Source organism: Paenibacillus sp. LHD-38 (assembly GCF_031157315.1).
Classification (GTDB): domain Bacteria; phylum Bacillota; class Bacilli; order Paenibacillales; family Paenibacillaceae; genus Pristimantibacillus.
Window position 1 is genome coordinate 180,959 of record NZ_JAVIFU010000001.1, and the last position, 21,452, is coordinate 202,410.

Annotated in this window: 22 protein-coding genes and 8 tRNA genes; 23 read left to right on the forward strand and 7 right to left on the reverse strand. The window is 48.0% G+C overall.

The genetic code is table 11. The features are described from left to right. Positions 1-149: 149 nt before the first annotated feature. The 3 genes from cls to RCO25_RS00815 all read left to right on the forward strand — a co-directional run bounded on the left by cls (position 150) and on the right by RCO25_RS00815 (position 2,114). Positions 150-1,574, forward strand: coding sequence for a cardiolipin synthase (cls, locus tag RCO25_RS00805; protein WP_308994465.1), 1,425 nt, complete (start codon positions 150-152; stop codon positions 1,572-1,574). Between the two features lie 118 nt (positions 1,575-1,692). Then, positions 1,693-1,875 (forward strand): hypothetical protein, encoded by a 183-nt coding sequence (locus tag RCO25_RS00810; RefSeq protein ID WP_308994255.1) that lies wholly within the window; start codon positions 1,693-1,695, stop codon positions 1,873-1,875. A gap of 53 nt (positions 1,876-1,928) precedes the next feature. Continuing rightward, on the forward strand, positions 1,929-2,114 hold the full coding sequence (locus tag RCO25_RS00815; protein WP_308994256.1) for an H-type small acid-soluble spore protein: 186 nt from the start codon (positions 1,929-1,931) through the stop codon (positions 2,112-2,114). Positions 2,115-2,412: 298 nt separating this feature from the next. On the opposite strand, the gene RCO25_RS00820 is transcribed toward RCO25_RS00815, so the two are convergent. Next, positions 2,413-2,724, reverse strand: a complete 312-nt coding sequence (locus RCO25_RS00820) for a dehydrogenase (protein WP_308994257.1) — start codon at positions 2,722-2,724, stop codon at positions 2,413-2,415. Positions 2,725-2,803: 79 nt separating this feature from the next. Further along, positions 2,804-3,253, reverse strand: a complete 450-nt coding sequence (locus tag RCO25_RS00825; protein ID WP_308994258.1) for a cupredoxin domain-containing protein — start codon at positions 3,251-3,253, stop codon at positions 2,804-2,806. Positions 3,254-3,421: 168 nt separating this feature from the next. Between RCO25_RS00825 and uptA the strand changes: the two genes are divergently transcribed. The 6 genes from uptA (at position 3,422) to RCO25_RS00855 (ending at position 9,013) form a co-directional block, all read left to right on the forward strand. Continuing rightward, positions 3,422-4,030: an undecaprenyl phosphate transporter UptA gene (uptA, locus tag RCO25_RS00830; protein ID WP_308994466.1), complete on the forward strand. Its 609-nt coding sequence runs from the start codon at positions 3,422-3,424 to the stop codon at positions 4,028-4,030. A gap of 66 nt (positions 4,031-4,096) precedes the next feature. Next, positions 4,097-4,663 (forward strand): thioredoxin family protein, encoded by a 567-nt coding sequence (locus RCO25_RS00835; RefSeq protein WP_308994259.1) that lies wholly within the window; start codon positions 4,097-4,099, stop codon positions 4,661-4,663. 19 nt (positions 4,664-4,682) lie between these two features. Beyond that, positions 4,683-5,336, forward strand: a complete 654-nt coding sequence (locus RCO25_RS00840) for an MBL fold metallo-hydrolase (RefSeq protein ID WP_308994260.1) — start codon at positions 4,683-4,685, stop codon at positions 5,334-5,336. 23 nt (positions 5,337-5,359) lie between these two features. Further along, positions 5,360-7,618, forward strand: a complete 2,259-nt coding sequence (locus RCO25_RS00845; RefSeq protein ID WP_308994261.1) for a Tex family protein — start codon at positions 5,360-5,362, stop codon at positions 7,616-7,618. A gap of 101 nt (positions 7,619-7,719) precedes the next feature. Continuing rightward, a complete protein-coding gene (locus tag RCO25_RS00850; protein ID WP_308994262.1) occupies positions 7,720-8,166 on the forward strand; it encodes an RrF2 family transcriptional regulator in 447 nt (148 codons plus the stop codon). Between the two features lie 175 nt (positions 8,167-8,341). Beyond that, positions 8,342-9,013, forward strand: a complete 672-nt coding sequence (locus RCO25_RS00855; protein WP_308994263.1) for a nitroreductase family protein — start codon at positions 8,342-8,344, stop codon at positions 9,011-9,013. A 184-nt stretch (positions 9,014-9,197) separates the two neighbouring features. Here RCO25_RS00855 and cmpA read toward each other — a convergent pair whose 3' ends face one another. Continuing rightward, positions 9,198-9,341 (reverse strand): cortex morphogenetic protein CmpA, encoded by a 144-nt coding sequence (gene cmpA / locus RCO25_RS00860; protein ID WP_308994264.1) that lies wholly within the window; start codon positions 9,339-9,341, stop codon positions 9,198-9,200. Positions 9,342-9,420: 79 nt separating this feature from the next. Then, positions 9,421-9,783: a hydrolase/acyltransferase gene (locus tag RCO25_RS00865; protein WP_308994265.1), complete on the reverse strand. Its 363-nt coding sequence runs from the start codon at positions 9,781-9,783 to the stop codon at positions 9,421-9,423. 130 nt (positions 9,784-9,913) lie between these two features. Here RCO25_RS00865 and RCO25_RS00870 point away from each other — a divergent pair, with 130 nt between their 5' ends. The 11 genes from RCO25_RS00870 (at position 9,914) to RCO25_RS00920 (ending at position 12,459) form a co-directional block, all read left to right on the forward strand. Then, positions 9,914-10,393: a SprT family protein gene (locus RCO25_RS00870; protein ID WP_308994266.1), complete on the forward strand. Its 480-nt coding sequence runs from the start codon at positions 9,914-9,916 to the stop codon at positions 10,391-10,393. A 27-nt stretch (positions 10,394-10,420) separates the two neighbouring features. Then, positions 10,421-10,496 (forward strand) — tRNA-Asn (locus tag RCO25_RS00875). Positions 10,497-10,501: 5 nt separating this feature from the next. After that, a tRNA-Ser gene (locus RCO25_RS00880) sits at positions 10,502-10,592 on the forward strand. A 106-nt stretch (positions 10,593-10,698) separates the two neighbouring features. After that, positions 10,699-10,773: transfer RNA gene (locus tag RCO25_RS00885), tRNA-Glu, on the forward strand. A 49-nt stretch (positions 10,774-10,822) separates the two neighbouring features. Beyond that, positions 10,823-10,898 (forward strand) — tRNA-Lys (locus RCO25_RS00890). A 52-nt stretch (positions 10,899-10,950) separates the two neighbouring features. Then, positions 10,951-11,035: transfer RNA gene (locus RCO25_RS00895), tRNA-Leu, on the forward strand. A gap of 179 nt (positions 11,036-11,214) precedes the next feature. Next, a complete protein-coding gene (locus RCO25_RS00900; protein ID WP_308994267.1) occupies positions 11,215-11,532 on the forward strand; it encodes a hypothetical protein in 318 nt (105 codons plus the stop codon). Between the two features lie 113 nt (positions 11,533-11,645). Then, a tRNA-Glu gene (locus RCO25_RS00905) sits at positions 11,646-11,720 on the forward strand. Between the two features lie 51 nt (positions 11,721-11,771). Continuing rightward, a tRNA-Lys gene (locus tag RCO25_RS00910) sits at positions 11,772-11,847 on the forward strand. A 55-nt stretch (positions 11,848-11,902) separates the two neighbouring features. Further along, positions 11,903-11,987: transfer RNA gene (locus tag RCO25_RS00915), tRNA-Leu, on the forward strand. Between the two features lie 169 nt (positions 11,988-12,156). Beyond that, a complete protein-coding gene (locus RCO25_RS00920; RefSeq protein WP_308994268.1) occupies positions 12,157-12,459 on the forward strand; it encodes a Gfo/Idh/MocA family protein in 303 nt (100 codons plus the stop codon). Positions 12,460-12,557: 98 nt separating this feature from the next. Here the strand turns inward: RCO25_RS00920 and RCO25_RS00925 are convergent, their stop codons facing one another. Then, positions 12,558-12,896 (reverse strand): L,D-transpeptidase, encoded by a 339-nt coding sequence (locus RCO25_RS00925; protein WP_308994269.1) that lies wholly within the window; start codon positions 12,894-12,896, stop codon positions 12,558-12,560. Between the two features lie 339 nt (positions 12,897-13,235). Continuing rightward, positions 13,236-14,537 carry a uracil permease gene (uraA, locus tag RCO25_RS00930; RefSeq protein ID WP_308994270.1) on the reverse strand — a complete coding sequence of 434 codons (1,302 nt, stop codon included), beginning with the start codon at positions 14,535-14,537 and terminating at the stop codon, positions 13,236-13,238. Positions 14,538-14,679: 142 nt separating this feature from the next. Between uraA and RCO25_RS00935 the strand changes: the two genes are divergently transcribed. Next, a complete protein-coding gene (locus RCO25_RS00935; RefSeq protein WP_308994271.1) occupies positions 14,680-15,108 on the forward strand; it encodes an NfeD family protein in 429 nt (142 codons plus the stop codon). Between the two features lie 6 nt (positions 15,109-15,114). Beyond that, on the forward strand, positions 15,115-16,044 hold the full coding sequence (locus RCO25_RS00940) for an SPFH domain-containing protein (protein ID WP_308994272.1): 930 nt from the start codon (positions 15,115-15,117) through the stop codon (positions 16,042-16,044). 260 nt (positions 16,045-16,304) lie between these two features. Here the strand turns inward: RCO25_RS00940 and RCO25_RS00945 are convergent, their stop codons facing one another. Continuing rightward, on the reverse strand, positions 16,305-18,146 hold the full coding sequence (locus tag RCO25_RS00945) for an extracellular solute-binding protein (protein WP_308994273.1): 1,842 nt from the start codon (positions 18,144-18,146) through the stop codon (positions 16,305-16,307). Between the two features lie 240 nt (positions 18,147-18,386). On the opposite strand from RCO25_RS00945, the gene RCO25_RS00950 reads away from it, so the two are divergent. Then, positions 18,387-21,410 (forward strand): carbohydrate-binding protein, encoded by a 3,024-nt coding sequence (locus tag RCO25_RS00950; RefSeq protein WP_308994274.1) that lies wholly within the window; start codon positions 18,387-18,389, stop codon positions 21,408-21,410. The last annotated feature ends 42 nt before the right edge of the window (positions 21,411-21,452 follow it).

Here is a 21,452-nt window from a genome sequence, read left to right on the forward strand (position 1 = left end):
TCTCATAGCCACTGCTCGCAAACCCTTCTGATTCGTATGAATCAGCGGGGCTTTTTTTATTTGACGAAGTATACGTTTCTAAGCGCACGTTCAAACTAGAGACACTTGTCAGACCGTCTGGCTAGGAGGAAACGAGGTGTTTATTGATAATGTGGTACATCGTGCTCACTTCTGCGCTTCTCGTTTATATTTTACAATTAGCTGCTGTATTTATTATGGAGCATCGGCGTCCAGCACAGCTGACTGCATGGCTTCTGATCACCTTTGCATGCCCGATAATTGGATTTATCGCTTATCTCATACTGGGCAAAGACTTCACAAGAAGAAAACGGATAGAACGGTTTAAGGAAGAGACTGTACGATACGCGAATCAAATATCCGAGAAGGTTACGAGGGCTGAACAGATAGGAAACCAGCAGCTCCAGAAGCAGGAAAAACTCTACGCGATGCTAACCGGTCTTGTTCCATTTCCAATTACCCGTAACAATAAGACAGTCGTTCTGACGAACGGACATGAGACCTTTGAAGCGATTCTCAGTCACCTTGAACTCGCAGAGCATCATATACATATGGACTACTATACGATTAGGGATGATGAGATCGGCAGACGTTTTTTGGAGGTGCTTTCGCGAAAAGCAAGGGAAGGCATAGAGGTTCGAGTCGTTTACGACGGAATTGGCAGCTTGCATTTAAGTGCTGCCTTTGTTGAAGAGCTGCGTCTCGCAGGCGCGGAGACGAGCTGCTTTTTGCCGCCGAAGGTTGCTTTATTTGACAGGAAATTGAATTATCGAAACCATCGCAAGATCGTTGTTGTTGACGGCAAAGTTGGTTTCCTCGGCGGCATTAATATTGGTGATGAATATTTAGGCAAGGAACCGAAGCTTGGATTTTGGCGAGATACGCATCTGCAGCTGCATGGCGATTCCGTTTACTACTTGCAGGAGCTATTCATGAACGATTGGGCTTTTGCAGCGCATGTGGAGCTGAATGGTCAGGAGTATATGCCGAAACATTCGGCCATGGGGAATGAACATGTGCTGATTGTTTCAAGCAAGCCGGGTCAGCATAATCATCAAATCGTTGAGGTTATGTTTGCGGCGATAAATACGGCATGCTCCAGAATTTATATTACCACGCCGTATTTTATACCGGATCCCAGCTTAGTGATGGGGCTAAGGACGGCAGCGCTCGGCGGCGTAGATGTCAGGCTAATCATTCCTGGAATAGGCGACTCGAAGCTCGTGCTGCTCGCAACTTTGTCTTATATTCAGGAAATGCTTGAGGCGGGAGTAAAGGTATACCGCTATCAAAAGGGGTTTATTCACGCGAAAGTGATGATTGTTGATCAAATGCTTGCGACAGTTGGGACGGCGAACGTGGATCTGCGCAGCCTGCTTAGCAATTTTGAGCTGAATGCGGTGCTTTTTGATGAAGGGACGATTAAAAGACTGGAAGCCGACTTTCTAGAGGATTTAAAGAACTGCAGAGAGCTGGACCTCAAGACGTTCATCCTCAGGCCGAAACGTCAAAAGATGACCGAGGCTTTGCTCCATATGTTATCTCCGCTGCTGTAACGGATGCATGTTCATCCGCGTTTTCGGGCATATTTTTTGTGATGGCTTAAACAGATGCCGTCAAGGCCTATAAGACTAAGGCTTAGCAGTTGCAAAAAAATAGGGGGAGGGAATGAACGTGAGCGAAACGAGCAATGATCCAAAACAAGCAGCGGCGGAACCAAAACATGAGGGCCGAGATGATTATTTTATGGATATCGACAGAATGGTGAATGAAGGATTGGGCGGCGGAAATGTCACGCTCCAAAATGGCCTTATTGACGAATCAACGACAGACTCGATGGAACCGGAAACTAGATAACTTACCGTTATTGAGTGGTTATTTTACCAAAAAGCGAAGGAGGTGCTTATCTAATGGATACAACGCGCGCAAAGCAGATCTATGAATCGGAGCAGACCTTTGCGGTCATGCTGGATGCGGATTCAGTCTGGATTGAAAATGTCGATGAAGCGAACGGGATGGCGACAGTTATGGTTAACAACAACCCAGTCAATACGAAAACCGTATCAGTTGACCGGTTGAAGGAAATCGATAAGTAAGGCTTAACCAGTACCTTTTTGAAATGCCGTATTGAGTCGAATGGACCATGCCCGCAGCATGGTTTATTCGGCTTTTTTATATGGCAAATATGAAATTTTATCCTAAAATGAAGGGTGGCGACAGTCGTATGCGCTTGTAGGTAGAAAGAACTGGATTTCAGAGAGGGCGATGAGTCAGCATCATCCTGATTCGTTTGGTTAATATGCAGGACAAGCTTGATGTCGAATTGATCTAGCATCACGATCACAAAAAAAACCTGGCCTCCAATCGGGCAGTCAGGTTTTTTTGCGAACAATTTTAGCCGCCGTAAGCTTCCCGGAATGCGGCGCATAGCTGGTCCCGGTCAACTTCCCAAAGTTCCGCGATTTCGGCGCTGACATTCTCGTCCCACCAATCGGACTGCACCTTGCGATTGCTCTCGTTTTCGACGATCCATTTCAGGTTGAGAATGACTTTTTTGAAATAAACAGCTTCAGCCTGATCTATTTTTTCCTTCGATACCCAAATCTTCATCCGCTTGATGGTGCGGTATAGTTCATTGCTGCAGGCTCTGCGAATTTTTCGGGCGGTCGGATAGCCGGCAGTATGCTTTTGTGAGTTTGCTTTCATTTTAAACCGACTCCTCTCTATCCCATATGTATGCGGATAGGAAGGAGTCGGTCACTATCTAAGGAGGCTGCGGCTTCGCTTAATCGTTGACGATGATGTACCCGACCATTGGACCACCGTGACGCATATCGGTATGGGTCAAGCATTCAATGGGATAAGTCCCCGCCTTCTCGGCGGTGAAACGTACAACGGTTGTTTTCCCTTTGGTGACCTCGCCGCGAATGCCAAGCTCTTCAACGACGAATGGATGGCTGTTTCCGTTCACCCCGGTAATGTGAAGCTCGACGGGCTCGCCTTTGTTTACGACAATCGTGCCGGGGTCCCAGCGGTATACCTCCAGCTCTTTGCCGTCGTCGGTTTTCGTGCTGTATTCCCCGGTTACAAGCTGAAAGATACGCGGCTCTGTCACCTGCGCATTAACCTCCCGCGAGCGGTCCCAGCTCAAGTAAACACCGGTTAAAATGATTAAGACGGCCACAACGATAAACAATTGAATCTGTCGTTTGCTGACAATAAAAACTTTAGCCATGAAACGCTCACCTCATCCATTCGTATCATTTAAGGCTAGTCTATGCAAGGGCTTGTCAGCACATGACAAAAGTGGATGGCTGTCCGTATCGTATGTTAGAATAGCTTCAGCGCAGGAGTTTGCAAGTGAAAGCCATATTTTATGAAGGAAGGCGGATTGAGAGCAGGAATGGATTTTATTCATGAATTATTGGATGGCGTGTTGCAATGGGTGGAGAGTTTAGGGTATTTCGGTATTTTAATCGGACTATTAATTGAGGTTATTCCGAGTGAAATTGTGTTAGGCTTTGGAGGTTACCTCGTATCGCAAGGTAAGATTAGCTTCTGGGGAGCAGTTCTGTTCGGCACGCTTGGAGCGGTCGGACAAAACTGGATTTTATATTGGATTGGCCGTTATGGCGGAAGACCGATCGTGGAGAAATACGGGAAGTATATCAAAATCAAACAGAAACATGTCGATATTTCCGAAAAATGGTTTAATAATTACGGAGCGGGAATTGTGTTTACGGCACGCTTTGTTCCCGTTATGAGACAGGTTATTTCTATCCCTGCCGGCATGGCGCGCATGAACTTTGCTTTATTTACGCTCCTTACAGCGCTGGCATCCCTGCCATGGTCCATATTGTTCGTATATTTAGGAAGCACGCTTGGCGAGAATTGGGATAAAATCGATGAAAAAGCGGCTCCATATGTTCAGCCTGCCATTTTGATCGCCATTGCGCTGCTGATCGTGTACGTCCTCTTTAAATTTGTGCGTTCGCGCCGCAAATCGGTATAATGATTGCTGTAAGCATCCTTATTATTTTGAGTAACCATTAAATAAATAGATGAAAGAGGGATTTCAATGAGCAAAAGCGTAGCAGAAAAGCTCGGCAAAGGCATCAGCCCGCAGCAATTTATCGACGGCATGACCAAAAACAAAGAGCAGTTTCTGGATTGGTCCGAAAAATTCGCATGGACCGATGAGAGCGACAAGGAGTATTTCGAGTCGCTGAACAATCGTGATGATCTTCGCGTGTTGATTTTGATGGCTGATTGGTGCGGCGATGTCGTACGCAATATCCCTGTTGTTTTTAAAGCGCTTGAAAATAGCGGAGTTCCGACAGAGGTGCTTATTATGGAAGAGCATCTGGATACAATGGATCAGTTTTTGACAATGGGCGGCCGTTCCGTCCCTGTCGTTATTATTGCGGATACAGGCGGGGCTGTGCTAGGGCAATGGGGGCCGCGTCCTAGTCATGTTCAGGAAGCAATGATTGCTTTCAAGCAGGAAAACACAGACCGCGATGCAGTTGATTATCAAGAGAAACTTGCGGTAACAAGGCAAGAAATGGGTCGGCGTTACGGTGAAGGTACAGCTTACCAATCCGTGATCGTGAAAGAGCTCCGCACTTTGTTGGAGTCGTTTTAAGAAAGCCATGAGTATAAATATGCGAATCGAGACATTTACACTTGGGCCCATACAAACCAATGCTTATCTCATTTCGGTGACGGAACCGGCGGCTAACGAAGGCGAGAAGCCTTTGGAGCAGGCTATTGTTATTGATCCGGGCATGAATCCCAAAAAGCTGCTGGAGCGGCTGGAGGGTGTGAAGGTGGAGGCCATTCTGCTGACACATGCCCATTTCGACCATATGGGCGGCGTTGATGAGCTGCGCAAAGCCGCTGGCTGCCCGGTCTACATACATGATCTAGAGGCGGATTGGCTAACCGATCCTCGCAAAAACGGTTCAATGAGATGGCAGGATGTGACGCCTCCTCTCTCAACGGATCCTGCTGAATATGCGTTAGCAGAAGGCCAAACACTGAAGCTGCTCGGCTTATCCTTCCGCGTTATGCACACGCCGGGCCATTCTCCCGGCAGTGTCAGCTTCTTGTGCGGCAACCATCTTTTCTCAGGCGATGTATTGTTCAAAATGTCGGTTGGCCGGACGGACCTGCCAGGCGGACGCGAAAGGGATTTGTACGATTCCATTCGTTTGAAGCTGTACAAGCTGAGCCCGGATGTCATCGTTTACCCGGGACATGGCGGACGTACGACAATTGGATTTGAAATGGCGAATAACCCCTATACGGGAGCATGATGCATAAGAAAGGGGCATGACGTTTGGCGGATACGAAGGTTCAGCATTTTACAGAGGAATCAGAGGAGAGCGCAGGGAAATCGAAGCTGACAGCAGAACAAAAGGCAGCCGAAAGCCAGCGCATCATTGCGGGCATTGCCGCGCAGCTATCGATCCCGGTAACAAAGGTGAAATCGGCAGTTAGCCTGCTTGATGAAGGCAATACTATCCCTTTTATCGCTCGGTACCGTAAGGAAATGACCGGTGAGCTTGATGAGAACGATTTGAGATCGATTGAAGAAAAGCTGCAATACATGCGAAATCTGGAAGAGCGCAAGCGTGAGGTTATTCGTCTTATTGATGAACAAGGCAAGCTTACGGAAGTACTGCGAGCGGATATCATCAAGTCTGTGAAGCTGCAGGAAATCGAGGATCTCTACCGTCCGTACCGGCAAAAACGCAAAACAAGAGCCAGCGTGGCAAAAGAGAGAGGCTTGGAGCCTTTATCCGAGTGGCTGTGGTCGCAGCCGCGCAGCGGCGATCCCCTTGCTGAAGCAGCCCGTTATGTTAACGCTGAGAAAAACGTGCCCACTGCCCAGGATGCCTTGAACGGCGCGATGGATATCATAGCTGAAAATTTGGCGGACGATGCTTCAATTCGGGCTTGGGCGCGGAAGTTCACTTTCGATCAAGCCGTTATGAAGACAGAAGCAAAAAACGCAGCTGAAGAAACGGTTTATGAAATGTACTACAGCTATCAAGAGCCGGTTCGTAAGCTGCCTCCGCATCGCGTGCTTGCGATTAACCGCGCCGAGCGCGAGGATGTGCTGCGTGTCACCTTTGATGTGCCTTCAGAGCGAATCCATGAGCATATCAATCGCAAGGTGCTCCGAAACGGTACAGCGCAGCCAGTGCGCGATGTGCTGACTGCTGTCATCGAGGATTCGTATAAGCGTCTGATCTCGCCGTCGATTGAGCGCGAGGTGCGCGGCGAGCTTACCGAGAAAGCAGAGGAGCATGCCATTTCGATCTTCTCCGAAAATTTGCGAAATCTGCTGCTTCAGCCGCCTGTAAGGGGAAATATCGTGCTTGGCGTGGATCCGGCTTTTCGCACGGGCTGCAAGCTTGCCGTCATTGACGATATCGGAAAGCTGCTGGAGGTAGCGGTTTCTTATCCAACGCCCCCTAACAACAAGGTAGCGGAAGCAGAGAAGCTGATTAACGGCTTAATCGACAAGTATAAAGTGGAATTGATCGTTATCGGCAACGGCACCGCATCGCGTGAGACAGAGCAGTTTATCGCTGCCTTAATAGGGAAGCGTAAGGCGGCTGGAGCGGGCGGACCGGAGCTCAAATATATTATTGTCAATGAAGCGGGCGCAAGCGTCTATTCGGCGTCTAAGCTTGCTCAAGAGGAGTTTCCGTCGCTTGACGTGGCAGAGCGCAGTGCGGTTTCGATTGCCCGCAGGCTGCAGGACCCGCTTGCTGAGCTCGTTAAGATTGAGCCTAAGGCGATTGGGGTCGGACAATATCAGCATGACGTAAGTCAGAAACGACTGGATGAAACGCTGGGCGGGGTCGTGGAATCCGCGGTTAACCATGTCGGTGTGGATGTTAATACGGCATCTGCTTCGCTGCTCTCCTATGTAGCAGGTATAAATGCAACGATTGCGAAAAACATCGTAAAATACCGCGATGAGAACGGCAGGTTCGTAAAGCGTGCCCAGCTTCAAAAGGTGCCAAGGCTTGGCGCAAAATCCTATGAGCAATGCATCGGATTTCTAAGAATTGCCGAGCCGGTAAATCCGTTAGACAGCACGCCAATCCATCCGGAGTCCTACGAAGTGGTAGACAAGCTGTTCAGCGAGCTTGGTCTTGGACTGAAGCAACTAGGCTCTGAGGAGCTTAAGGCGAAGCTGGCAGAGCTTGACACCGAACGCGTTGCCCCAACGCTTGGCGTGGGTGTTCCAACCTTACGGGATATTATGGACAGCTTGCTTAGACCGGGACGTGACCCGCGCGAAGAGCTGCCTCCTCCGATTTTTCATACGGATGTTTTGAACATCGAGGATTTGTCCCCAGGGATGGAGCTTCATGGCACAGTGCGCAACGTAATCGATTTTGGTGCTTTTGTTGACATAGGCATCAAAAATGACGGACTCGTTCATATCTCGCAACTGAGCGACAAATTCGTCAAGCGTCCGATGGACGTCGTTTCCGTCGGCGACACGGTTACCGTCTGGGTGCTTAGCGTGGATCTTAAAAAAGGGCGCGTAAGCTTAACGATGCGCAAGCCTGATTAACCTATCCATACAAAGGGTTTGCCTGTTATCAGGCAGACCCTTTATACTTAAAATAAAGCTTTGGACATCGCAAACTACCCTAAAAAAGGAGTGAGATGACTATGAAAGCAAACAAAATCAGCGGTACAGCTCACCCTAAATGGTTTGGGTTGGCGCTCCAGGCTCTCGTTATCTTATCGCGGAAGTCAGACACGTATCCGAGCGCGGCCATTGCCGATTGTTTGAAGTCAGAAGCGACGCAGCTGCGAAGAGTGATGGCCAAGCTGTCCGGAGGGCAAATTATCGAAACGAGGGAAGGCCGTGATGGAGGCTATAGGCTCAAGCGTCCACCCGAGACGATTACACTTGCCGAGGTTTATATTGCCCTTAAGGTTGGAGAGCCTCTTTGCAGCGGTATGCTGGAAACAATTGGCATCCATGATTCCGGGCTAAGCATGAAATCTGCCTTTATGGATATTGCGAATGAAATCGAGCAAAATACGATTGAAACGCTGAAGCAGTATACGATTGCACAGCTTGCAGAAAGAACGATATCTTATTCGATTTAGAGAGTAAATGGAATAAAACTAGTTGATTGACAAAAACAACAGCACGAATTATACTGTGTATATAAATTGTACAGTTAGTCAGTCATTAACTGTGCGGATCTACACACAGTAAAATTTTGGAATCAACTGAGTTGGATTTTGCACAGATAAAAATAATCCTTTGGAGGGAATCATAATGTCATCAACACAAATCGATTCACAAGTAACAGTTCAAACAACGGAGCAATCCGCAGGCTTTTTCAACGTCCTTAACAGCCGTCGTTCTGTTCGGAAATATGAAAGCAACGTCGTTATTTCGGAAGAAGAAATCCGTGAAATATTGGAAATTGCTACAAAAGCACCTTCTTCTTCAAACATGCAGCCGTGGCGTTTCCTAATTGTGACAGATCCTGAGCTGAAGCAGAAATTACAGCCAATCGCATTCAATCAACAACAAGTGGCTGAAGCATCAGCAATCGTAATCGTGCTTGCTGATTTGGAAATGTACAGCTTGTCCGATAAAATCTATGGCGCTTCAGTTGAAGCTGGGTATATGACGCAGGAAGTTGCAGATAATTTCATCGCTAACTCCACGAAGATGTACTCCGGGCTGCCTGCAGAGCGCTTGAAAGAAATCGTTGTATTTGATACAGGTCTTGTAGCCATGCAAATTATGCTGACTGCTCGCGCAAAAGGATACGATTCCGTACCTATGGGCGGTTACAACCGCGATCAAGTGAAAGAAATGTTTAACATTTCGGATCGATATTTGCCGACCTTGATGCTTCCGATTGGTAAAGCGGCCGTTGAAGGCCATCCAACAACGCGCTTGTCGCTTGATGATATTACTTTTTTTAATAAGTTTTAAGAAAAAGGCAGCATACAAAGAACCATAAATAAACCGGCCTCTCCTTTTAAGGGGGCCGGTTTTATTTTATACAATATAAGTAGTTATGAGCGCTCTTTTATAACTCAGCTTATATTTCACCGCGAAACGTGTCTTCCCATAGGGTAGTCAGACGTTTGCGATTATGTGATCCGAAAGGGAGCAATTATTGAAATACGGTGTCATTGCTTTCTTCCTTCGGACTTTGTTTATTACGGTAGAAATACCAGCAGTCATTAAGGAGCTTGATTTGTCTGCGATCTTTTTTCTGAAAAGCGCGCATCAGTTGGTTGCACAGCCACTGTGGCATACGTATCGTCCTCCTCCCGGGGCCTAACTTGTTGTAATACTAGAATATGGGAAAGGGCGAGTGTCCGTGCAGGTCCAAACTAATTGCTCAGTTCTTCTTCGTACTCCTCATACCACTGTTCGAGCTGCGCTTGCAAAGCGCGTATTTCCGTCAAAAGAGAAATGAGCGGATAGGATTTCTCCTGCACGCCTGCAAAATCCTTCTCAAGGCTGTTGATGTAATCCAGGCCTGATACGATGCTGATTGACGAATCATGCAATTCGACGTCGTTGCATTCCGCAACTGCGTAAGGAAGGCTAGGTACATGGTCAGCCGTCAATTTATCGATTTCTTTATGAAGTCGAAGATTGAGCGCGCTTAGCTGATAAGCGTGCGAATCGGGCATTTCAACAAAAAAGATTCTGTCATTTTGTTTCAATAGGACATAGCGCATTGTTGCCATAATGGTTATTGGTCTCCCCTCGGTATGCTACCGTGTTTCTTTTGCGGATTTTCTACGTATTTAATAATTCCTACTTGACAGTGTAGCCTATCGCGGCTTTAAAATTCAAGTAGTTGGGGGAGAATAATCAATGAATAATGAGGCTTTGCAGCAATGGGTTGAGCAGCTTTCAATGACCTTTTTTGGTCGTCCATTTTTACATGTTGCAACGTTTAACGCTCGTTTGAAGGCAACAGGAGGACGTTACTTTACACGCTCACACAATATTGAGATCAGTCCGCATCAGCTTACGGCTTTTGGACGCGAGGAAACCGAGAAAATTATAAAGCATGAGCTTTGTCATTATCACCTGCATATTTTGAAAAGGGGATATCAGCATCGAGACGCCGATTTCAAAAAACTGCTTGCCCATGTCGGCGGTTCACGTTATTGTCAGTCGCTTCCTGAACGCGCGCAGCGCAAGCCGCAGCCATTTCGTTACAAGCTCATTTGCACCAAATGCGGGATGGAATATTTACGGAAACGGAAAGTTGACCCGGCCAAATATGCATGCGGAAAATGCCGTGGAAAATTACTGCTGAATTTGATTGACAATCAAAAAGCTACGTGATATATTATTACTTGTCACTTTTACTTTTCCCTGATAGCTCAGTTGGTAGAGCACTCGACTGTTAATCGAGTTGTCACAGGTTCGAGTCCTGTTCGGGGAGCCAGATTTGGAGAGATACCCAAGTGGCTCAAGGGGACCCTCTGCTAAGGGGTTAGACTGCGTAAGTGGTGCGAGGGTTCGAATCCCTCTCTCTCCGCCACAATTTTTTCACAAAAGTTTGCAACGGCAAGACCGTTCATCCGGTCTTTTTTATTTGCCAATGAGGTTGCAGCATTGTGAAATGGCTTTTTTGAAGTGATCTATACGGCCCGTTGGTCAAGTGGTTAAGACACCTCCCTTTCACGGAGGTAACAGGGGTTCGAGTCCCCTACGGGTCACCAATTTCTCAAAGTGTACTAGCTCTTAAGAGCTTGATTACAATGACAGCGAGAGCCATTAGCTCAGTTGGTAGAGCACCTGACTTTTAATCAGGGTGTCGAAGGTTCGAGTCCTTCATGGCTCACCATTTCTTAGCATGACTAAGAAAATGGGAGTGAAGGATGTCAACTTATAAATGTGCGGTAGTGGTGGAACGGCAGACACGCTATCTTGAGGGGGTAGTGTCCCATGGACGTGCAGGTTCAAATCCTGTCTACCGCACCATAACTTACTTCTTGCCGATGTATATAGGTGAACTTAGAAGGTGTCATTTTAAAACACTTTTCTGATAGATGATGCCACTTTATATTCAGATCATAAATCTGACTAGAGAGTGGTTTTTTCGTTATAAGTTACTCGAACCGTCCAAACAGATGCATCATTAGAGATGAGGAGCTGTAAACATGAAAATAAACTTAAACTTTACGAACAAGGGACAAGCGGCGATTGGGAAATTCAATAACGAGGAATTGCTTGAGATTTTTGCGCGGTACAGCAACACATTGATGAAGAAATATTCGATCGAAGTAACGGTACCGGCAGAGGGCAATGAAGCGATTATCGAAAGAGGCACATTGTCGGTATACGTAGACAAAATCGAATGCGATGTAGAAACCTTCTTCAAAGAACTGGGAAGAGACGTTAAGGTTCCTTTGAAGAAAAGACTTACGCCTGAGGACAAGTTGGATAACGTATTTAAAGCCGAGACGATTGAGTCTTAATCGCTGCTTTTTCAAGGAAATAAAGATTAATAAAAAAAACGCTTGTACTTCGGCGAATATGCTGATATAATCATTTTTGTTGTCTCACACAACACAGATTTTATTGTTAGAACGGCCCGTTGGTCAAGTGGTTAAGACACCTCCCTTTCACGGAGGTAACAGGGGTTCGAGTCCCCTACGGGTCACCAATTATCCTCAAAGTGTACCAGCTCTAATGAGCTCGATTGTATTCACACCGAGAGCCATTAGCTCAGTTGGTAGAGCACCTGACTTTTAATCAGGGTGTCGAAGGTTCGAGTCCTTCATGGCTCACCATTTGCTCAGCATGTCGAAGCGAGTGGGGCTTTATAATCCTTCGAACTTCAAATGTGCGGTAGTGGTGGAACGGCAGACACGCTATCTTGAGGGGGTAGTGTCCAATGGACGTGCAGGTTCAAATCCTGTCTACCGCACCATACCTAATAAATTCAAAGCCTTGCGAAAGCAAGGCTTTTTTTGTGCTCTTACAAAGGATATTGCCTAATTAAAAATCGCAAAGTAGCGTTGTTTTTCCACAAGCTATGCATACATTTGGGAACGCTTCATTGGTAAGCTGGTTGCATGAACCTTAAGGAGGATGCAGCCATGCTTAAAGTAGCCATTATTGGCGCGGGTGCAATATCTAACGCACACATTGAGGCGTATTTAAACTTCCCGGAGCGCTGCCAGATCGTAGTAGTAAGTGATATTTATGAGGAGAAGGCGCAAGCTCGCATTCAGCAGCATCATTTGGAGGCGGAGGCCGTATCCGATAATACGCAGCTTCTGAAGCAGGATATTGACATCGTATCGATTTGTACGCCGCCATACACGCATGCAGAGCTTGCTGTCGCCTTTCTGGAGGCAGGCGCGCATGTGCTGGTGGAGAAGCTGATTGCATGCTTATAAAAAGCCTGGATGTAAGACAGGAAAAGCACATCCTTGCTTAGAAATTGGTTATGTGCTATTAGTTTACCATATTAATACGAGCTTTTTTGGCAAAATGGCTAAGGCCTGATGGTGACGCGGGTGTGGATGGGCACGATTTTGGACAGCGCCAGGACATCGTCGTTATACATCCGAATACAGCCGAGCGAAACCATATGTCCGATCGAAGACGGATTGTTCGTGCCATGGATGCCATAATGGGGCTTCGATAGTCCCATCCAAAATGCGCCGAACGGACCGCCGGGATTGGCCTGCTTATTGATAATCGTAAATTCGCCGGTTGGTGTCTGGGTAACCATTTTTCCGATGCCAACAGGAAATGAACGCGTGACGATATTTCCATCGAGAAGATGCAGCTTACGATCAGATAGATCGACGATGATGCGATAATCAGGCATGATGGCTTCACTCCTTTTCTCATATGTTATGTAGAGGTGCGGAGGTTTGCCTCATGAAAGTGAACGCTCGTGAATCAAAGCTGCCGGTAACGGCGTAACGACGGCTTTGTTAAGAAGGAATGGAATTAGAGTAATCTCGGAACAAAATGTAAATGATTATCTACAGGAAATAAAGGGGGAATTTTAGTTGCCCAGAACGATAACGCAAAGGGGGGCCTCAGCAGGCCCCCCTTTGTTAAAATATAAGAATTTATAAGTTTTCGGGCTTATCGGGATTCTTATATTTCACCGCGAAACGAGCTTTGGCCGCAAAGGACGGCGACAGCCGTTTACGCTTGTTTAATGACCCGAAGCTTCATGGTCGTTAGATAGCTTTAGCACGTCAAACACTTTGAACAGCAGGCTAAGCACAATAGCAACTACAGTTGCGAGTGCCATCCCCGAAAGCGAGAAATCCCCGATTGTAAGCTTCACGCCGCTAAGTCCCGTAACGAGTACGACGGTCGTTAGGAACAGATTAGTTGGTTTGCTGTAGTCCACCTTGGATTCAACAAGCATCCGGAAGCCGGAAGCAGCGATTACGCCAAACAGCAGCAGGGAAACGCCGCCCATAACCGGTTCAGGAATGCCGGAGATCAATGCAGAAAATTTACCCGAGAACGAAAGCACGATGGCAATGACTGCTGCGCCTCCGATGACAAACGTGGAATAAACCTTCGTAATCGCGAGTACGCCGATATTTTCCCCATAGGTCGTGTTAGGCGTGGAGCCTACGAAGCCTGAAATAATGGTCGAAACCCCGTTGCCCAGCATCGAGCGGTGAAGACCCGGGTCCTTCGATAGGTCTTTATCCACGATATTTCCCGTTACGACAAGATGGCCGATGTGCTCAGCTATAACGACAAGCGCGGCAGGCGCAATCGCGATGATAGCCGTCCACTCGAATACAGGGAAGGTGAAATGCGGCAATTGAACGAAGCTGTTTTCCGAAAGGTTGCTGAAATCGGTAAAGCCCATGAAATAGGCAAGCACATAGCCTGTGATAATCCCGATAAGAATCGGAATGATGCGCATAAAGCCGCGGAACAGGACAGAACCAAGCACAGTGACTGCAAGCGTAATCGTTGAGAGGGCTACAATTTTCGGATCCGGAGACCATACGGCCGCATCGCCGTCAGCAGGCATAATCCAACCGGCCATCCGCGCTGCGACAGGAATTAGCTCTAATCCGATAATCGCGACGATTGCGCCCATGGCTGCCGGTGGAAATACGATGTTGATCCAGCCAGTGCCGGCCGCTTGAATAATTAACGCGACGATCGTGAAGATAACGCCGGATATAATAAATCCGCCAAGCGCCGCTGCATAATTTCCACCACCTGCGGCTTGATCGCCGATCACGGCGCCGGCGGGTGCAAGGAAAGCAAAGCTTGATCCAAGATATGCGGGGATTTTGTTATTGCAAATCCATAAATAGAGCAGCGTTCCGATCCCGTTCATAAGCAGGCAGACAGCCGGATCGACGCCGAGAATATTCGGAACAAGCACGGTGGAGCCGAACATGGCAAAGAGATGCTGCAGGCTCAGCAGAAAGCTTTGCAGAGCTGGCGGTCGATCAAGGACCCCGATTGTGTTTTTCATGATGAAAATTGCCTCCAATGATATGTTGTTTGTAAAAAGACCCTTGATGATTCTACATACTCAGTATCGGTTTGGCAAGTGTTTTCTTAATCATAGGATGATCATGTTCGAATATATTAATGAAGAAGGAGGCGATGGCAGGATGGAATTGTGGACGATATGGCTCATACTCGCCGGTATTTTATTTGTTGTTGAGATGCTCACGCTTACTTTTTATTTGCTATGGCTGGGAATTGGAGCTATAGTTGCGGCTGTCATCGATTGGTTTTGGCCGGGCTCCTTTGTCGCCCAGCTGGCAGCCGGCTGTATCGTCGTTCTTATTCTGACGGTCTTTACGGGTTCAATTACTCGTCGCATCCATTCCTCACGCGGCTATAAGGATGCGGTAGACGATCTCGTTGGGAAGCAGGGGATTGTGCTTGAGGAGGCTGGAGCGGGAGCACCCGGTATCGTCAAAGTTGGGAATGAAACATGGAGCGCAGTATCAAATACGCCACTCGTAAAGGGGGAGCTGGTTCAGGTCATAAGCCGCGGAAACGCGGTGCTCCAAGTCGAGAAATGGGGAGGCTAATCGTTCATGGGTTATGTTGTAGCCATCATTATAATAGCAATAGTCGTTGTGTTTACGGCCTTATCAATTAAAATAGTACCGCAGCAGCGAATAGGCGTAGTCGAGCGTCTCGGTAAATTCAATCGGCTCTTAACACCCGGCGTAAATATTCTTATTCCGATTATCGATCATGTGCGGACGTATCATGATCTGCGCATTCAGCAAGCGAATGTACCGCCTCAAACCGTTATTACAAAAGATAACGTTCAAGTAAAAATTGATACGATTATTTTTTATCAAGTAACGGGGCCGGAACAAGCTACATATGGCATATCTGATTATGTTTACGGCGTTCGAAATATTAGCACGGCAACCATGCGGCAAATTATCGGTAAAATGGAGCTGGATGAGACATTGTCCGGACGCGAGAAAATATCGTCGGACATTCGGATCGCGCTTGATGAAGCGACGGAGAAATGGGGCGTTCGCATTGAGCGGGTCGAGGTTATCGACATCCAGCCGCCTGTCGACATTCAGGATGCGATGGATAAGCAGATGAAGGCAGAGCGGAGCAAGCGGGCAATGGTGCTGGATGCGGAAGCGGCGAAGCAGGATATGATTTTACGCGCCGAGGGTGACAAGCAGAGCAAAATATTGAAAGCCGAGGGAGATAAGGAGGCTCGAATACGTCAAGCAGAAGGCCAGCGCCATGCGCAGGAGCTTGAGGCGCTCGGGGAAGCGAAAGCTATCCAGTCGATTGCCGAGGCGGAGAAAAGCCGGATTGAGCTTATACGCTCCGCGGGCCTGGACGAGAATATTCTCACTTATCGTTCGCTTGAGGCTCTCGCGGATATCGCAAAAGGCCCGGCGAACAAAGTGTTTATTCCAACCAGAGCGGTCGATACGCTGGGCAGCATCGGCGCCATTGGCGAGATGCTCAGAGCAAGCAAAGAGTAGGATTCTATCTAATGAAAACAGCTGGGCAAAACAATCGTTTTGCTCAGCTGTTCTTGTTTATATATAAGAATTTATATGTTTTCACATATAAATGTGCTTATATATCTCCGCGAAACGACTGCTTTTGCCACAGAGGACGGCGACAGCCGTTTACGCTTGATTCGGCATGATATAGAGTGAATCGATAAAGAGAAGAATGATCTGCTCGCGCAGCGTGCAACACGTTTAACATTCCCGGTCAAACACCCAGAAACGTTCTTCTAATTCGTTCGTTTAGAAGCCAGCTTGTTCAAATCCGCGAGCATGGCTTTATATTCCGTTGAAGCCGTATATTCTTTGATGAAAACCTTCCACTCCTCGATAGATGCCGCGCCCATAATGACCTTGAGCTTGAACTGCTCCAGTTTATTGTTTAGCTCGGTATTTTTTCCTGAACTCCACAGGCTGCCGGCCTCTGGCAGGGTGATGGCGGAGTAGGAGGTTTTTCTCCATTCCGTGACGGCCGATTCATATTCGTCTCGAATGCCATCCGATAGTTTATCAAGCCTGCTGTTGTTTTTGAGCATATCGGTTTGTCCGAATAAGCTGTTTACCGCCTCTTGATCTGACTGCTGCCAGCCCTCGATTGCTTCCCACCCGCCATTTTCAGTTTTCTCCAGTCCATAGTCCAGCCAAGCCAAGATCTGCTTCGTGTCCAGCTTCGAGGTTTTGGCTACAATGTAGGTCCCGTTGCCCTGCGTCGTCCAAGGCGCAATCGGGGAACTGGCCGAAGAAGCGCGAATACTTTTCAGCGGGAGCCAAATTGCATCTTTGCCAGTCAGGCTAGCTGCTTCGTTTATGCTCATCGAGGCGAGCCCTGCTTTGTTGCCGCGAAGCTGTTCGTTTGATTGTTCTCCAGACTTTACCGCAAACTCTTTGTCTATCAAGCCTTCATTATACGCGCGGACAAGCCATTGCAGCGCCAGCGTCTCTTCATCGCTAACCGCATGGTCAACAACGCTTCCGCTTTTAACCGAGAAGCGGTCCGGACTGCCCGTATAAGCATGCTCGATCCATGATAGTGTGCCAAGACCCGTTCCGTCCAAATAACCAGTAAGTCCTACGGTGTCATGCTTTCCGTTGCCATCCGGGTCAAGCTCGGTGAATTTTTTCAGCGTAAGAAACAGTTCCTCCATCGTTTGCGGCTGGGCTAGCCCAAGCTTATCCAGCCAATCTTTGCGGATCGCGGGGAAGGCGGCATTATGCGGATCGCCCGGCCGAGGCACGCCTAATATTTTTCCGTTAATGACCCGGCTGCCAGCCCCGTTTTGAGCCAGTGCCTTAAGTCTCGGAAAAGCTTCGAGCTGGGAAGTCAAATCACTGGAAAAGCTCGCAATCAGCTCATCCTGAAAAATGTAAGGGTCATCAAGCAGCATGAGCGAGGTCGGATCCCCGGCGGCAATCATGACCATCGTTTTCTCGCGGTAATATTCCGGACCTACCTGAACGAAATCAACGTTCATCTTCATCGCTTGCTTTAAATCATTAAACAGCCTGTCAGTCTGTTCAATGATGCCGTTATCTGCTTTCGTCATGACGCTTAACCTTGGCAATGCCTGAGGATCACTGACAGAAGCATAATGGTGCTGGGCGTTCCACTCCACGCGCAGCCCGCTGGCTGCGGCAACAAGACGAAGCGGTATCCAAAACGTCTGCTGATCAAGGAAGGGGGCGACTGGAAGCCCTCTCAACAATGTTCCGCCAATTTCAGCTTGAGCAAGATTTTCTTGGAAAATAAATGTCGGTTTGTTGTCCTGGACAGCTATCAGCTTCCGCTCTTTGGCCCGCCACTCTATTTTATAACCAAGTCCCTCCAGCATGCTTTTGCCTGGCACCATAATGGTCCCTTTAATTAAACGCGGCTGCAAAGACAAAGCGATTGGCAGATCTTGAAAATAAACGTTCACGGCTGTTCCGGGAAGGTTATGTATTTCGGCGCTTAATGTAGATCCATTCGGAATGCTTTCGGCTGCCGCAGGGTATGGAATGCCGGTTAATAAAGTTGCGGCCAGCGCTGCGGTCATGGCGGTTAGGGTTGTCTTGCGAAGCTTTTTTCGACTCATGAGATAACCTCTTTTCCATAATTAGTATTTACTAATAGACGTGTGGAAACAGGAAAGGTTTCGCATTCATTTTTTTATCCTAAATGGATCTACCCTCGAAGTTCACTTCTAAGGCGAAAAGGTTAAAGTCTGTCGGTTTCGAGTACGAATCGTAACATTCTTGGCTAGTATGGCAGGAGGCCTCCGCTTTAAACTTAGGAAAGAAAGCGCTTTACAAAAAGGAACGAGGAGGAATAAATAATGAACAAAGTGAAATACGGCAGAGGCATGGGAATGTTGTTGGCGATGCTTCTACTATTTCAAACCGCGCTCTTTGCCCCTATGGCAATTGCGGAAGCTCAGACGACGGAAACGGATGGGGCCGTCTATGCATTTGAGGCCGAGGCGGCAGGCAATTTGCTAAGCGGCAAGGCGGAGGTGAAGGCTTGCGAGGCAGCCGTTGGCTGCTCGGGTAATCAGCTGGTCGGAAGCTTATGGGGAGGATCGGCGCTGCAGTTCAACGATGTCATTGTTGCGGATGCCGGTGTTTATACGATGACTGTGCACTACATATCGGGCGATCCAAGGTCCTTTGCCGTTAGCGTAAACGGCGGTGTAAGCGACCGCTACGATCCGCCAAAAACCGCGGATTGGAATACGCGGGGCGCCTATGAGCTTCAGCTTGAGCTGAAGCAAGGAGCAAACACCATTACGTTCGATGACGAAGGAAGCTACTCTCCTGACATTGACCAAATCGAGCTGCGCTGGGCGGGTTCAGGCACTGATCCGAACGAGCCGCCCGATGGCAGCGGACAAGTCTATGAGGCAGAAGCAGCTGCTAATTTGCTAACGGGCAATGCTGCTGTTCGCTCATGCAAAGCGGAGACAGAATGCTCCGGCGGCAAAAAAATAGGCGATATCTGGGGGGGCTCAACGCTTCAATTCAACGAGGTAACCGTAACGTCTGCCGGTATTTACACTTTGAAGTTGAGCTATATTTCCGGTGATCCCCGGCCCATTGCGATCAGCGTAAATGGCAGCGAAAAGGAAACCTATTCACCGCCGCAGACCGCAAGCTGGGATACCGTCGGCACATTCAGCGTCGAGGTACAACTGCAGGAAGGCAGCAATACGATTTTGTTTGACGATAACGGGGGATGGTCACCGGATATCGACAGTATTGAAATCATTGCCTCCGAATCTCCCGGAGAGGAACCGGGTGATATCGATGGCATCACCCAAATCGGCGCAGAGGTCGATTCCGAAAAGTTCGGCTCCATTAAAGTGGAAGAGCATGAGACTGGCGTAACTTTGTCCAATGGCATTTATAAAGTAACGTATAATACGGAATCCGGCCTTTCGGCATTCGATTGGAACGGCAAGACGATCGCCAAGGGCTTATACAGCAGTATTTTGCTCGATAAGCAGCTGGACAGCAAGAGCTATGCTGAGCACCGGTTTGCCATGAACAAAATCGAGAAAATAAAGGACGGCCATGGCAAAGGCATTCGAGTAACGATCGAAAACCGCCAATCCGGCCTTCCGACGATGATGCAGATTTATCAAATTTACGAGAAATTGCCATATTTCCTCGTTAGCCAGCAGGTTAAGGGCGAACAGGCGCTAAGCACAAACGAAATGTCGCCGGTTGTCTTAAACGCCGCCGGGGGCATCGATATCGGCAGCTATTCAGACAACCGGGTGCTGGTCGTTCCCTTTGATAATGATGCATGGTCGAGGTATCAATCGCGAACGATCAATACGAGCTTGAACACGAACAACTATATCAGCTCGGAGCTGACGGCCATTTATGACAATATGAGCCGCAGCGGCCTCGTTATCGGTTCAGTGACCCATGATCAGTGGAAAACAGGCGTGTATTGGAGCGGTTCGAACGACCGATTGAATAAACTGAAGGTATACGGCGGATTTACTTCGTCTGCCTCGACACATGATACGCTTCCGCATGGCCAAATAACGGGCAAGACATTAACATCGCCGCAAATTCTCATCGGTTATTATGCGGATTACCGAGATGGTCTGGAGAGCTTCGGCCAAGCGAACGCAGCAGTTGCTCCTCCGCTGGCATTCAAGCATGACGTTCCGAAGGGAGTCCCTGTAGGCTGGAACAGCTGGGGCGCCTACGAAAGCCATTTAAGCTATGACAAGGTTGTGGCTGTGTCCGATTTCTTTAAGAAAAACCTGCAAAAGTCTTCGTTTGCGAACAAAGGCAATGTCTATATTAATATGGACTCCTATTGGGACAATCTGTCTGAGCAGCAGCTTCAGCAAGCAGTCAAAGTCATTAACAATAACGGACAGAAGGCCGGCATTTATTATGGGCCGTTCGTCTATTGGGGCGACAACATGGAGCAGCCAGTCGAGGGCACGAATGGGAAGTATAAGTATGGCGATATTATTTTGAGGGATGCAAGCGGCAATCCTTTGCCTAAGGTGGACGGCGCTTACGCAGTCGACCCGACTCATCCAGGCTCCAAGCAAAGAATCGAATATTACTTCAAGCGTTTTCTGGATTACGGATTTGAATACATCAAGATTGATTTTCTAAGTCACGGTTCCTTTGAAGGCAAGCATTATGATCCAAAGGCTCAGACGGGAATTCAGGCGTATAACCAAGGAATGGCCCATATCAATAAGGTGCTGGACGGCAAAATGTTCATCAGCGCATCGATTGCACCGTTATTTCCGAGCCAATATGCACACGCCAGACGCATATCCTGCGATATTGACGGCACGCTGGGCAGAACCGAATACCAATTGAATAACCTTACCTACGGCTGGTGGCAGAACGGAACGATCTATCCGTATACTGATCCCGACTATATGACGCTGGCAAAGGGCGGTTCCTATGCTGCCTCGCAGACGCGGGTTAATTCCGCCGTTATTTCCGGTACGGTATATTTAAATTCTGATGATGTCAATGATCCTGCAGCGCAGGAACTGATGAAGAAGCTTCTGACGAACAAGCAGGTGAATGAGGTTGCGCTGAAAGGCAAGGCCTTTAGAGCAGTCGAGGGCAATACGGGCACGTCAGCCGCGGATACGTTCGTTATGAAGGATGGGAAGGATTATTACCTCGCCGTATTTAATTTCACGAATGAGACGGCTGCAAAAACCGTGGATTTCGCTAGGGCAGGCATACCGTCGGCTTCGAAAGCAAAGGTGACTGACCTCTGGACGAACGAATCGAGCCAGGCTGTCGGATCGATGAAGGTAGATTTGCTTGGTGCACAGTCGAAACTTTACAAAATTACGGTAAAATAAAACGGCAATCGTCGAAGGCCTCGATCAATAAACGCAATAGAA